Source organism: Cellulosimicrobium cellulans, assembly GCF_006539945.1.
GTDB classification, from domain to species: domain Bacteria; phylum Actinomycetota; class Actinomycetes; order Actinomycetales; family Cellulomonadaceae; genus Cellulosimicrobium; species Cellulosimicrobium cellulans.
Map to the genome: position 1 here is coordinate 67,422 of NZ_BJNZ01000017.1, position 14,221 is coordinate 81,642.

The 14,221-nt window shown below is 74.0% G+C and carries 6 protein-coding genes; 5 read left to right on the forward strand and 1 reads right to left on the reverse strand.

Annotated features, from left to right (window positions below):
• The first annotated feature begins 26 nt into the window (after positions 1 to 26).
• Positions 27 to 953: a GNAT family N-acetyltransferase gene (locus tag CCE02nite_RS13305; protein WP_141390108.1), complete on the forward strand. Its 927-nt coding sequence runs from the start codon at positions 27 to 29 to the stop codon at positions 951 to 953.
• A 69-nt stretch (positions 954 to 1,022) separates the two neighbouring features.
• Positions 1,023 to 1,448, forward strand: a complete 426-nt coding sequence (locus CCE02nite_RS13310) for a carboxymuconolactone decarboxylase family protein (RefSeq protein ID WP_141390109.1) — start codon at positions 1,023 to 1,025, stop codon at positions 1,446 to 1,448.
• A gap of 82 nt (positions 1,449 to 1,530) precedes the next feature.
• Here CCE02nite_RS13310 and CCE02nite_RS13315 read toward each other — a convergent pair whose 3' ends face one another.
• Entirely contained in the window at positions 1,531 to 4,269 is a 2,739-nt protein-coding gene (locus CCE02nite_RS13315) for a DEAD/DEAH box helicase (RefSeq protein ID WP_141390110.1), read from the reverse strand.
• 238 nt (positions 4,270 to 4,507) lie between these two features.
• Between CCE02nite_RS13315 and CCE02nite_RS13320 the strand changes: the two genes are divergently transcribed.
• The 3 genes from CCE02nite_RS13320 to CCE02nite_RS13330 all read left to right on the forward strand — a co-directional run bounded on the left by CCE02nite_RS13320 (position 4,508) and on the right by CCE02nite_RS13330 (position 14,102).
• Positions 4,508 to 8,191, forward strand: a complete 3,684-nt coding sequence (locus tag CCE02nite_RS13320; protein WP_141390111.1) for a GH92 family glycosyl hydrolase — start codon at positions 4,508 to 4,510, stop codon at positions 8,189 to 8,191.
• 81 nt (positions 8,192 to 8,272) lie between these two features.
• Positions 8,273 to 11,758, forward strand: a complete 3,486-nt coding sequence (locus CCE02nite_RS13325; protein ID WP_141390112.1) for a GH92 family glycosyl hydrolase — start codon at positions 8,273 to 8,275, stop codon at positions 11,756 to 11,758.
• A 208-nt stretch (positions 11,759 to 11,966) separates the two neighbouring features.
• Positions 11,967 to 14,102 carry an acid phosphatase gene (locus CCE02nite_RS13330; RefSeq protein ID WP_141390113.1) on the forward strand — a complete coding sequence of 712 codons (2,136 nt, stop codon included), beginning with the start codon at positions 11,967 to 11,969 and terminating at the stop codon, positions 14,100 to 14,102.
• The last annotated feature ends 119 nt before the right edge of the window (positions 14,103 to 14,221 follow it).

A 14,221-nucleotide genomic window follows, 5' to 3' on the forward strand; every position in this document is an offset into this window, starting at 1 on the left:
CCAGGGCCGTGGTGTGTGATCGACGCATGATCGAGACGAGCACTCCGGACGTCGACGGGCTGGGCGCGGTCGTGGACGTGCTGCGCGCGTGGCAGGACGACGCGACGCCGCTCCAGCTGCACCCCGGAGACGTGGGCTGGTTCTGGCGGTTCGGTGCTCCGGCGACCGCCGCCGCGCTGCGGACGTGGTGCCGCGACGGGCGGGTCGTCGCCGTCGGGCTGCTCGACGGGCCGGACCTGCTCCGGCTCGCGATCGCACCCGACCTGCTGCACGACGACGAGCTCGCGCACCGCCTCGCCGACGACGCCGCCCGGCCCGAGCGCGGCGTGCTGGGAGAGGGCGGGGCGTCGGTCGAGGCGCCGGTGGGAGCCCGTGTGGACGAGCACCTGGCCGCGGCGGGCTGGTGCGTCGACGAGCGGTGGGCTCTGCTGCGCCGCGACCTGGCCGCCCCGGTGGAGGAACCCGCGGTCCGGGTGCGTGAGGTCGGGCCGCCGGAGGCCGCCGCGTGGGCCGAGACGCTCCGCTCGTCGTTCGGCGGTACGCGGGCCGCCCCGGAGCGCTGGCACGCGCTCGCCTCCGGGCTCCCGTACGCCGACGCACGGTGCCTCGTCGTGCACGACGGCCCGCGTCTCGGCGGCCCGCTCGTCGGCGTTCCGTCCGACGACGAGGCGGCAGACGTCGCCCCGGGGCCCGCGGTGGCGGTGATCGGCGTGTGGTCGGCCGGCCCGGGCCGACCCGGGCTGATCGAGCCCATGGGGGTGCACGCCGACCACCGCGGCCGCGGTCTCGGCCGCGCGGTCACCCTGGCCGGGCTGGCGGCGCTCCGCGAGCTGGGCGCCTCGAGCGCGCTCGTCGCGACGCCGGCGTCCAACGCCGGGGGCGTCGCCACGTACGTCTCCGCGGGCTTCACCCACCTGCCGGAGCGGTTCGACCGGCGGCGTGACGGCTCCTGACCACGCCGCTCGCGACGCCGGGAGAGAGACCGTCGACGCAGGTCACGCCCTTCCCATACGCTGCTCGGCGTGACGCAGGGGAACTTCACGGACGACCGGCCGACCACACGCGCGGAGCGCTACGAGCACGGGAGGGGAGTGTTCGGCGCGGTCAACGCGACGGCGGGCGCCGTCCTCGCGGAGGCGCTCGCCGACGTGTCGCCCGAGCTCGAGCACCAGATCTCGGCGTGGGCCTACGGGGAGATCTACGCGCGCCCGCACCTGGAGCCGCGCGACCGGCAGCTCGTCACGCTCGGGATGCTCAGCGCCCTCGGCGGGTGCGAGCCCCAGCTCGAGATCCACGTCCGCACCGCGCTCGACGTCGGCCTCGCACCGGCAGAGATCGTCGAGGCGCTCCTCCAGTCGGCCGTCTACTGCGGGTTCCCGCGGGCGCTCAACGCGACGGCCGTGGCGAAGCAGGTCTTCGCGGAGCGCGGGCTGCTGCCGGTCGACTGAGCGGTCGGGGCGCGATGGCGCCCCCGACCCGCGGCGCCCGACCGCGGCGCCGGGTTGGTGACACGCTCGCCGCGGTGGCGGCCTACAGCGGCCCGACGGCCAGCACGGTCACGACCGGCTCGCCCGCCTCGTCGCTCGCCGCGAGGTCGACGCTCGCCGTGATCGCCCAGTCGTGGTCTCCGGCCGGGTCGTCGAGCACCTGGCGCACGAGCCACGTGCCCGCGGGGACGACCCCGCCCGGGGCGTGCTCCGCCGTCGGGCCCTCGTGGCCGGCCGGCAGCTCCGCGCCCGCCTCCACGACCCGGAAGAGGGCCGCCGCACGAGCACCGGGGCCGATGCCGATCGCGTCGTCCCCCTGGTCCTCGAAGAGCGGGTCGAGCGCGTCGCCCCACGCGTCCGCGTCCCAGCCCGCGCCGCCGTCGAGCGCGCCGAGCGTGCGGTAGTCCTCGCGGGAGGCGAGCTCGACGCGGCGGAACAGCGCGTTGCGCACGAGGCGCCGGAAGGAGCGCGGGTTGCCCGTGACCGGCCGGGTCGGCGCCTCGGCCCCCGCGCCCGAGAGCGGGCCGTCGCCGACCTCGGTGTCCGCGTCGTCGTCGACCGGGTGCGCGAGGCGCTCCCACTCGTCGAGGAGCGACGAGTCGACGCCTCGCACGAGCTCGCCGAGCCACTCGACGATCTCCTGCACCTCCTCGGTGCGGTGCTCCTCGGGGACGACCTGGCGCAGCGCGCGGTAGGCGTCCGCGAGGTAGCGCAGCACGACGCCCTCGGTGCGCTCGAGGCCGTAGACGGACACGAACTCCGCGAACGTCATCGCGCGCTCGACCATGTCGCGGACCACCGACTTGGGGGAGAGCTCGGCGTCCGCGACCCACGGGTTGGACCGCTTGTACATCGCGAACGCGGGCGCCAGCAGCTCCTCGAGCGGCTTGGGCCACGTGATCTCCTCGAGCAGCGCCATGCGCTCCTCGTACTCGTACCCCTCGGCCTTCATCGCGGCGACGGCCTCGCCCTTGGCCGCGTTCTGCTGCGCGTAGAGCACCTGGCGCGGGTCGTCGAGGGTCGCCTCGATGACGGAGACGACGTCGAGCGCGTGGGTCGCGCCCTCGACGTCGAGCAGGTCCAGGGCCGCGAGCGCGAACGGCGACAGCGGCTGGTTGAGCGCGAACTCGCGCGGCAGGTCGCCGACGAGCCGCACGCTCGGGCGGTAGCCCTCCGGACGCGACGGGTCTGCGACGCGCACGCGCTCGACGATCCCCGCGACGCGCAGCGAGCGGTAGATGCGCAGCGTCTGGCGCACGTGCTCGCGGCGCTGGGTGTCCGTGTCGTGGTTCGCGAGGAGAAGGTGCCGCATGGCCTCGACCGGGTCGCGTCGCGGGTCCGTCGCGTCGACCTGGCCGCGACCGTGCTGCGCCGTGCGTGCGAGGACGTTGAGCACCATGGCGTGCGTCACGGTGAAGTGGCTGGTCAGCGGCTCGGGCTCGGCGTCGCGCAGGCGCTCGAACGTCGCGTCGGTCCAGTTCACCGACCCCTGCGGCGCCTTCTTGCGGACGATCTTCTTGAGCTTCTTCGGGTCGTCGCCCGCCTTGGCGAGCATCTTGCGGTTCTCGATGACGTGGTCGGGCGCCATGACGAGCACCTCCCCCACGGTGTCGTACCCGGCGCGGCCCGCGCGCCCCGCGATCTGGTGGAACTCGCGTGCGGTGAGGTGGCGCATGCGCTCGCCGTCGAACTTCACGAGGCTCGTGAGCAGCACGGTGCGGATGGGCACGTTGATGCCGACGCCGAGCGTGTCCGTGCCGCACACGACCTTGAGCAGACCGGCCTGCGTCAGCCGCTCGACCACGCGGCGGTACTTGGGCAGCATGCCCGCGTGGTGCACGCCGACGCCGTGCCGCAGGAACTTGCTGAGCGTCTTGCCGAACCCGGTGCCGAAGCGGAAGTCGCCGAGCTCGGCGGCGATCGCCTCCTTCTCCGACTTCGTCGCGACGTTCATGGACAGCAGCGACTGCGCGCGCTCGACCGCGTCCTTCTGCGTGAAGTGCACGACGTACACGGGCGCGCGGCGCGTGCTGACCAGTTCCTCGATGACCTCGGTCAGCGGCTCGACGACGTAGCTGAAGTGCAGCGGGACCGGCCGCTGGGCCGTGGTCACCTCCGCGACCGGCCGACCGGTGCGCTCCTCGAGCTCCTCGACGAACCGGGTCGTGTCGCCGAGCGTCGCGGACATGAGCAGGAACTGGGTTCTCGGCAGCTCGAGCAGCGGCACCTGCCACGCCCAGCCGCGCTGCGGGTCGGCGTAGAAGTGGAACTCGTCCATGACGACCTGGGAGATCGCGTCGTCGTCGTCAGGTCCGGTCGCGCCGTCGCCGCCGCCTCGGCGCAGCGCGATGTTGGCGAGGATCTCCGCCGTGCAGCAGATGATCGGGGCGTCGGGGTTCACGGCGGAGTCGCCCGTGGTCATGCCGACGTTCTTGGAGCCGAACGCGGCGACGAGCGCGAAGAACTTCTCGCTGACGAGCGCCTTGAGCGGCGCGGTGTAGTACGTGCGGCCGCCACGGCCCGAGCGGTGCGCGGCGAGCGCGGCGAACTGCGCGCCCATCGCGACGAGCGACTTCCCCGAGCCGGTGGGCGTCGAGAGGATGACGTGCGAGCCGGTGACCAGCTCGATGAGCGCCTCGCTCTGGTGCGGGTAGAGCTCGAGGCCCTGCTCCGTCGCCCACGTCGTGAACCCCTCGTAGAGCGCGTCCGGGTCGGGGGCCTTGCCCGTCGGTGCGGGCACGTGCGCGAGGAGAGCCGGGGTGCGGCCGGTCGTGGTGGTCACGGCACGAGTCTGTCAGGTGCGGGGGACTGCGGCCGTCGGCCCGGCACGTCAGCGTGGGTCCGGGGTCGCCGCTCACCAGGCGCCCCGGGTTCGTCAGTCCGGGAGATCGGCGCGAGGGGTTGATAGCGCTGTCAACGTGTGCGAGGGTATGCCGCGGGACCGCCGTCGAGGCCGGTCCCGCCTCCGAGTCATCGACGACCACCGACCCACGCCGCCGTGGGACCAAGGGGAGCACCACATGCGGACAGACAGCGCTGTCAACGCTGCTCGCGATCCATTCCTTGCTCGTACCGGAGCGGCACGCTCGCGCCCGTGGCGTCCCGGCGGACGCCGACGTCGGGCGGGAGCCTTCGTCGCCCTGGCCACCGCGGCGAGCCTCGCGCTCCCGCTGACCGCGTACGCGGCGCCCGGGCTCGCGGCGTCGCCCACGGCCACCTCCGGGACGGAGGCAGCGACGGGGTCCGATGCCGCCGCGGCCGCCGTCGACGGCCCGCTGGTCGACTACGTCAACCCGTTCATCGGGACCAAGGACGACGGCAACACCTACCCGGGCGCCGCCGTCCCGTTCGGCATGGTGCAGCTCTCGCCGGACAACGGGCACAACGTCGGGTACGACTACGACCGCACGTCGGTCCGCGGGTTCTCGCTCGTGCACCTGTCGGGAGTCGGCTGCGGGCTCGGCGGCCCGCTCCCGACCCTGCCGACGACGGGCGCGATCACCTCGACCGACTACGGCCAGTACGCGCTCGGCTTCTCGCACGGCGACGAGGAGGCCTCGCCCGGCTACTACCGCGTGGGTCTCCAGGCGCCGGCGGGCAAGATCGAGGCCGAGCTCACCGCGACCGCGCGCACGGGCGTCCAGCGCTACACCTTCCCCGCGACGGCGCAGGCCAACGTCCTGCTCAACGCGGGCCAGGCGCTCAACCGGGTCACGGAGTCCGACGTGCGCGTCGTCGACGACCGCACGGTCGAGACCCGCATCACCGTGCGCGGCTTCTGCCAGGACACCGAGCCGCAGACGATCTGGACCCGCACGACCTTCGACCGGCCCTTCGTCGCGCACGGCACGTGGGACGGCGCGACCGTCACCGCGGGCTCGGACGCCGCGTCCGGTGGCGAGGGCCGTCGCGGCGCGTACGTCACGTTCGACACGACCGGCGGCGACCTCGACGTCGAGGCCGTCACCGCGATGAGCTACGTGGGCGCCGACGGCGCCGCGGCGAACCTCGCCGCGGAGGCCGGCACGTTCGACGCCGTGCACGACGCCGCGCGTTCGGCCTGGGAGGAGCGCCTCGGCCTCGTCCAGGTCGCGCAGGGCGACCAGGACGACCTGCGGACGTTCTACTCGTCGCTCTACCGCAGCTTCCTCGCTCCGAACGTCGGCTCCGACGTCGACGGGCGCTACCGCGGCTGGGACCAGGAGGTCCACGCCGCCGAACCGGACTTCACTTACTACCAGAACTACTCGCTCTGGGACACGTACCGCACCCAGCAGCAGCTCCTGTACCTGCTCGCGCCCGAGGAGTCGGCCGACATGGCGCTCTCGCTCGTGCGCCAGGGCCAGCAGGGCGGCTGGCTCCCGCGCTGGGGCTACGGCACGGTCGAGACGAACATCATGACGGGAGATCCGGCGACGCCGTTCCTCGTCAGCGCGTGGCGGCAGGGCCTTCTCGCGGGCCACGAGGAGGAGGCGTACGCGGTCCTCAAGGAGAACGCCGACGGCGTCCCGCCCGCGGACTCGCCCTTCAACGGGCGCGCGGCGAACGTCGAGTACCTGCGCGACGGGTTCGTCCCGCACGAGCCCGCGCGCTCGGGCAAGCCCGGCGACTACGACCTCCAGCACGGCGCCTCCGCGACGATGGAGTACGCGCTCGCCGACGCGATGCTCTCGACGATGGCCCGCGGCCTCGGCCACGACGAGGACGCCGACCGGTACGCGGCGCGCGGCCAGAGCTACCGCAACGTGTTCGACCCGCGCACGGACAACTTCCGGGCGCGCAACGCCGACGGCTTCTTCGTGGGCGACGCCGACCCCGCGCACTCGGACGGGTTCCACGAGGGCACCGCGGTGCAGTACCAGTGGCTCGTGCCGCAGGACGTGCCCGGCCTGTTCGACCTCATGGGCGGCACCGACGCCGCCGTCGAGCGCCTCGACGCGTTCTTCGCCTACGACGAGCTCGTCGCCGACCCCGCGCGCGTCGCGAGCGAGGTCTGGGTCAACGGGACGTACGACTACTACGGCTGGGAGACCTACAACCCGAACAACGAGCCGAACCTCCACGCGCCGTACGTCTACCTGTGGACGGGCGAGCCGTGGAAGACGACGGACGTCGTGCGCGCCGCGTCGACGCTCTTCACCGACGGCCCCGACGGCGTCACGGGCAACGACGACCTCGGCACGATGTCCGCGTGGCACGTGCTCTCGTCGATCGGCGTGTACCCGATCGTGCCGGGCACCGACCTGTGGGGCCTGACGACCCCGCTGTTCGACGACGTCACGATCACGCTCGACCCCGAGGTCTTCGGGCGCGACACGCTGCATCTCACGGCGGACGGCGTCGCGCCGGACGCGCACTACACGCAGTCCGTGTCGCTCGGCGGCGAGCCGCTCGACCGCGCGTGGGTCACGGGCGAAGAGCTCACCGCCGCGGGCACGCTCGACGTCGCGGTCGGCTCCGAGCCGTCCGCCTGGGCGACCGACCCCGCGGCCTCGCCGGGCGCCGTCGTGCCGGCGGACGGCACGGTCGAGCGCCTGTTCGTCGGGGCGACGCCGCGACAGCCGGTCCTCACGCCGGGCGGGCAGACCGACGTCGCCGTCCAGGTCGTCGCGCAGGGCGCGGGGACGTCCAGCGGGACGCTCGAGGTGACGTCCGACGGCGCGGTCACCGCGACGACCGACCTCGCCGACTGGACTGCGGAGTCCGACGGCCTGCCGGCCACGGTCGAGGGCACGGTCACGCTCGCCGCACCCGCGGACGCCGAGCCGGGGCTCCACACCGTGCGGCTCGTCGTGCGCGACGCCGCGGGCACCGAGGCGGTGCGCGAGGTGCAGGTCGTGGTGTCCGGCGAGTCGTGGATCGCGGGCGCGTTCGACAACGTCGGCATCGGCGACGCCGGGGCAGCGAACGCGAACCTCGACGGCTCGGGCGCCTACCTCCTGCGCGACCTGCTCGCGGACCTCGGCGCCGTCCAGGGCCTCGAGCTCACCGTGCCGGGCACGGACCTCACCTACACGCTCGGGGCACCGCCGGCGGGCACGCCCGACAACGTCGCCGCGAGCGGCGAGGTCCTCGAGGTGCCCGAGCACCTGCGCTCGGCCCGCCACCTCTCGGTGGTGGGGACGAGCACGCACGGCACGCACGGGGGAGGCCTCGTGCTCGGGTTCGCCGACGGCACGTCGCAGACCGTCGACGTGCGCCTCAGCGACTGGTGCACGGGCTCGCCCGAGCCCGGCAACATCACGGTCGTGAAGGCGGGGGCGCGCGGCGACCGCGAGAACGTGCAGAAGATCGGCTGCGGGCTCTACGCCACCGCGCCCGTCGCGATCCCCGACGGCAAGGTCCTGACGTCGGTCACGCTGCCGGACGACGAGCGGTTCCACGTGTTCGCGATCGCGACCGACGCGACCGGGGTCGTCCCCGCGCCGCAGGTCGAGGTCACGGCACAGGCCCGCTGCCTCGGCGGCAAGGCGTTCGTCGCGGTGCGCGCGCTCAACACCGGCGAGCAGGCCGCCGCGATCGAGCTCGCGACGCCGTACGGCTCGAAGCTCGTCGGCGACGTCGCGCCCGGGGCGAACGCGTACCAGTCGTTCGCCACCCGCGCCGCCGCCGTCGAGGCGGGCGAGGTCACGGTCACCGTGACGACGCCCGACGGCGAGCCCCAGCAGGTCACGGCCGCGTACGACGCCGCCGCCTGCTCCTGATCGACGGTGGTGCGGGGCCGCACGGTCCCGCACCACCGTCCTCCATCCGCGACCCCTGTTCCTTCGTCCGTGAGGACCCGCATGTCTCGAACACCTCTCACGCGCACCACGGTGCGGCGTGCCGTCGCGGCGGTCTCCGCCACGGCGGTCCTGGCCGCCGGCCTCTCGCTCGCGCCCGCCGTCGGGCTCGCGGGCCCGGCGCTCGCGGCCGCCCCCGACCTCGTCGAGGACCCCGTCTCCTTCGTCGATCCGTTCGTCGGCACCGGCCAGGCGACGGGCGTCGTCGGGGAGATCAACAACTTCCCTGGTCCGTCGATGCCGTTCGGCATGATGCAGCTCTCGCCCGACACCCAGGTCTCCGTGGGCAACGGCGACAAGGCGTACGCGGGCTACCGGTACTCGCACCAGGCGATCCGCGGCTTCTCCATGACGCACGCGGCGGCCGGGTGCTGGATCTTCGGCGACGTCCCGATCCTCCCGGTGACGGGCGACGTCGGGCAGTACCCGTGGGACCGCAAGGAAGCGTTCAGCCACGACGCGGAGAGCGCGGAGGTCGGCCGGTACGCGGTGACGCTCCAGTCGTCGGGGATCGAGGCGGAGCTGTCGGCCGCGACCCGCTCGGGCGGGCTGACGTTCGACTACCCGGAGGGCGACGCCGCGTCGCAGGTGATCGTCAACGCCGCGGGCTCGCTCGCGAGCGTGCGGAACGCGACGGTCCAGGTCGAGGACGCGCGCACGGTCACCGGGTCGGTGACGAGCGGCGGGTTCTGCGGCAAGAACAACACCCACACGACGTACTTCGCGATCGAGCTCGACCAGGACGCGCAGGCGTTCGGCACGTGGCAGGGCTCGACCGTCTCGCCCGGCGACCCGTCGGCCGACGGCAACGGCGCGGGCGCGTGGCTCACCTTCGCGCCCGGCGCGACCGTGCACGCGAAGGTCGGCATGTCCTACGTGAGCGTCGAGGGCGCGCGCGCCAACCTCGCGGCCGAGATCCCGGGCTTCGACTTCGACGCCGTGCGCGACGCCAACCGCGCCGCGTGGGCCGACCTGCTCGGGAAGGTCCGCGTCGCGGGGCAGGACGCCGACGACCTCACGATGTTCTACACCTCGCTGTACCACTCGCTGCTGCACCCGAACACGTTCACCGACGTGGACGGGCGCTACGTCGGGTTCGACGGCGCGGTCCACCAGGCCCCCGAGGGCCACGAGCGGTACGCGAACTTCTCCGACTGGGACACCTACCGGTCGCTCGGCGCGCTCCAGGCGCTGCTGGCGCCCGACCGCGCGTCGGACATGGCGCAGTCGCTCGTCGAGGTCGCCGACCAGTCCGGATGGCTGCCGCGGTGGCCCGTCGCGAACCAGCACACTGGCCAGATGACCGGCGACTCCTCGGTGCCGCTCATCGCGAGCATGTACGCGTTCGGGGCGCGCGACTTCGACGCGGAGTCGGCGCTCGCCCACATGGTCAAGGGCGCGACGAGCGCGGCGCCCACGGAGAACGGGTACGTCCAGCGGCGCGGGATCGAGACCTACCTGGAGCGCGGCTACGCGCCGCAGACCGAGGAGTTCCGCGGCGACCACCGCGTCGTCGGCGCGTCCATCACGCTCGAGTGGTCGATCGCCGACTTCGCGATCGGCCAGCTCGCGGCCGCGCTCGGCCAGGACGACGTCGCCACCGAGTACGCCGCGCGCGGCCAGTGGTGGCAGAACGTCCACGACCCCGTGACCCGCACGGCGGGCGCCCGGAACGACGACGGCACGTTCGTGCGGTCGCAGGGCGGCGGCGGGTTCGGTCAGGAGGGCTTCGACGAGGGCAACGCGGAGCAGTACACGTGGCTCGTGCCCCAGAACGTCGCGGCGCTCACCGAGGCGCTCGGCGGGCGCGAGGCCGCCGCGCAGCGGCTCGACGCGTTCACCGCCCAGCACAACGCCGGACCCAACGAGCCGTACCTGTGGATCGGCAACGAGCCGAACTTCGGCGTCCCGTGGCTGTACGACTACGTGGGCCAGCCGTGGCGCACGAGCGAGCTCGTCGACGAGCTGACGTCCACGCTGTTCCGCCCCGAGCCGAACGGCAAGCCCGGCAACGACGACCTCGGCGCCCAGGCCGGCTGGTACGTGTGGGCCGCCATGGGCCTGTACCCGACGACGCCCGGCACGGACGTGCTCGCGCTCAACGCGCCGCGCTTCGACCGCGTCGTGGTGGACCTCGGCGAGGGCGACACCCTCGACCTGCGCGCCCCCGGCGCCTCGACCGGCGCCCGCTACATCAGCGGCGTCACGGTCGACGGCGCGGCCTGGGACGGGACCTCGCTGCCGCGCCACGTCGCGCACGAGGGCGGCGTCGTCGAGCTCGCGATGTCGACCGAGCGCGACACCACGTGGGGGACCGCGGCCGAGGACGCGCCGCCGTCGTGGCGCGGCGGCGAGTCCGCCGTCGTCGCCGCGGCGGATCCGGGCCTCGTGACGGTCGCGCCCGGCGGGTCGGCCGACGCGTCGGTGGCCGTGCAGCTCTTCGGTGCCGACGCCGCGGACGTGCGCGTCGCGGTCGACGCTCCTGACGGCATCGGGGTCGGCGAGCCCGCGCTCGTCGACGACGACTCGGGCCACCTCACCGGGACGGTCCCCGTCCAGGTGGGTCCCGGTGTCGCGTCCGGGTACCACGACGCGCGCCTCGTGGTCTCGGCCGGGGACGACGACGTCGAGGTGCCCCTCACCGTCCTCGTCGCCGCGCCCGGGTCGCTCGTCGCGGCCTACGACACGGTCGGCACCGCGCCCGAGGCGAACCGCGGCGTCGGGAACTTCGACGCGGCCGGCAACTCGTTCTCGCGCGAGGCGCTCGCCGACGCCGGGCTCACGCCCGGGTCGGTGCACGAGGTCGACGGCCTGGCGTTCACGTGGCCGTCCTCGCCCGTGGGGCGCCCGGACTCGGTCACGCTCACCGGCGAGACCGTGCGGCTCGACGCGCCGACGAGCCGGCTCGCGTTCGTCGGCGCGGCGACCGACGGGACCCACCGCGGGACCGCGGTCGTGACGCTTGACGACGGCAGCACCGCGTCCACGACGATCGGCTTCGGTGACTGGGTGCTGCCCAGCGCCGACGGGTCGCCCGTGGAGGGCAACTCCGTCGTCGCGCAGATGAACCGGCGCAACGGCGACAAGGACAGCGCGTTCGTGTTCGCCACGGCCCCGTACACCGCCCCCGAGGGCCGGCGCGTGGTCGCCGTGACGTTCCCCGACGTCGACGACCTGCACGTCTTCGTGATCGCGACCGAGCCGGCCGCGGACGTGCACCTCGTGGACGTGACGGTCTCCCCGCGCTGCCTCGCCGGGACCCCGTACGTGGCGGTGCGCGCGGCGAACGCCTCCGCCGGGGCCGTCGACGTCGACCTCACGACGGGCGTGGGCTCGCGGTCCTTCACGGCCGTCGCCCCCGGCGCGAACGCCTACCAGTCGTTCGCCGCCCGCGGCGCGACCGGGGACGTCGACGTCACCGTCACGGCCACGGGGGAGGAAGGGACGCAGACGGTCACGCAGACCGTCGTCGTCCCGCGCTGCTCCTGACCGACGACGGGCCCGCACCGACCGCTCGGTGCGGGCCCGTCCTCGTGCTCGACCGCCGTACCGCTCGACCGCTGTACCGCTCGAACGCAGTGCCGCTCGAACGCAGTGCCGCTCGAACGCAGTACCCGCAGTACCCGCACGACCGCACGCCCGGTCGGTGTCACCGACCGCACCCACGCACGACCGACATCGACGAGAGGGACGACCCATGACCGGTACGACGACGTACCCGGCCCCGCGACCCCGCGACCGCCGGACCACTGCGCCGCTCGCCCTGCTGGCGGCGCTCACGACGCTTGCGCTCCTGCTCGCCGCGGCGCTCCAGGCGCCCGCGGCGCGCGCCGCGGAGGCGTTCACGCCGACCGAGGTGGTCGGCGCCGGCACGACCTGGCGCTACCTGGACGACAACACCGACCCGGCCGCGGGGAACGCTGACCGGACCGTGTGGACGGACCCGGCGTTCGACGACGCGGCCTGGAAGACCGGACGGCCAGGATTCGGCGCGGTCAACGGGACCGCGAGCGGCATCGGTGGCGGCAACACCATCACGACGCTGCTCGACTACTGGATCACGCAGACCCCCAAGGTCGTCGTGCCCGCGTACTTCTTCCGCACGACCGTGACCCTCGACGAGGCGACGCTCGGCGCGATCACCGGTCTGCGCGGCACGCTCGTCTACGACGACTCCGCCACCGTGTACGTCAACGGCGAGCGCGTCGCGGGCTGGGGCGACTCGATGATCACCCGGAACCTCCAGTACCAGGACAGGGCCGGCGCGACCGCGCCGCTGCGCGAGACGCTCGTCATCCCCGCCGACGCGCTCGTCCCGGGCGAGAACACGATCGCGGTCGAGATCCACCAGTGCAACGAGACGAGCTCGGACGTCTACTTCTCCCTCGCGCTCTCCACGACGGACGACCCGTCGATGCCGTTCCCGCAGGACGTCCTCGACCGGACCTACGCGTCCGACGCGACGCCGTCGGCCCCAGCGGGGCAGGACTGGTTCACCTGGATGCTGCGCGGGTTCGCCGACCTGCGCGCGAACCACCCGGAGATCCTCTCGCCCAACGAGCCCGGCCAGCCCACGAGCGCCAACGACCTCGGCTCGCTCGCACGCAACAACGCCTACGTCGCCGGGGACCCGCAGGTGCAGCGCGCCCTGACCGACGGGCGCGGCTCGGCGTACGAGACCATGGCGGACGCGCTCGGCAGCGAGCTGGGGCCGATCTACCGCGACGCGCTCGCGGCGGGCCAGCTCCCCAAGACGAAGGCCTTGCTGTCCGGGCGCGTCGAGAAGTCGGTCGGCAACCACGAGCCCGCCAAGGCCGCGTACGACTACAAGCGCCCGTTCGTGCGCCTCGGCTTCGCGTCCGCGGGCGGTCACGTCAACGCGTTCGAGACCTCCGGGAGCTACGAGGGGTTGCGCAACAACGGCTCGTTCCCCAGCGGTCACACCAACCACGGCTACGCGCAGGGCACCGTGCTCGCCACGCTCCTGCCGGAGCTCGCGCCGCAGATCCTCGCGCGCGCGTCCGAGTACGGCGACAACCGCCTCGTGCTCGGTTTCCACTACCCGCTCGACGTCATGGGCGGCCGCATGGCCGGGCAGAACATCGCGCAGCTTCGCTGGTCCGACCCCGCGTTCCGCGTGCTCCTCGAGCAGGCCCGGACCGAGCTCGTCACCGTGCTGGAGCGGGCGTGCGGCGACGAGGTCGCCGTGTGCGCCCAGGACCAGGTGCCCTACCTCCCCACCGACCAGGCGCTCGCGGTCTACGACCAGCGCCTGACGTACGGGTTCCCGCGCGTCGGTGCGGCGGGCCGCGAGGTCCGGGTGCCCACCGGCGCCGAGGACCTGCTGCGCACGGCGTTCCCCGACCTCATGGGCGACCAGCGGCGGCTCGTCCTCGCGGCGACCGCGCTCGACTCGGGCTACGCGCTCGACGTCGCGGGCGAGGCCGAGTGGCAGCGCCTCGACCTCGCGGCCGCCATGGCGGCGGACGTCGTCGTGAACGCCGACGGCACGCTCACCGTGGACGGCGAGGTCGTGGGCGAGCCGACGGCGCCGCTCGTCGACGTCGAGACGTCCGCGCGGTGCCTCGCCGGGGCGCCGTACGTCGCGGTCCGCGCTCGCAACGTGTCCGACGGGGCGCTCGCCGTCGCGCTCGTCACCGGCGCGGGGGAGAAGTCCTTCGCCGCGGTGGCCCCCGGCGCCAACGCGTACCAGTCCTTCGCCGTGCGCGGCACGGAGACGGGGGCGGACGTGCCCGTGACCGTCACGGCGACCGGCCCGGGCGGCGCGACCCAGGAGGTCGCGCGGGACGTCGCCGTCCCGGCCTGCGGCTGACGGACCGACCCGGGAGACGCCGAGGGAACGCCTCCCGGGTCACTCGCCCGGGTCGTTCCTGGGTCGGCTCGCGGGGCGGGGCTGCACGGTCGAGACCACCTGGCGCTCCGCCGGCACGT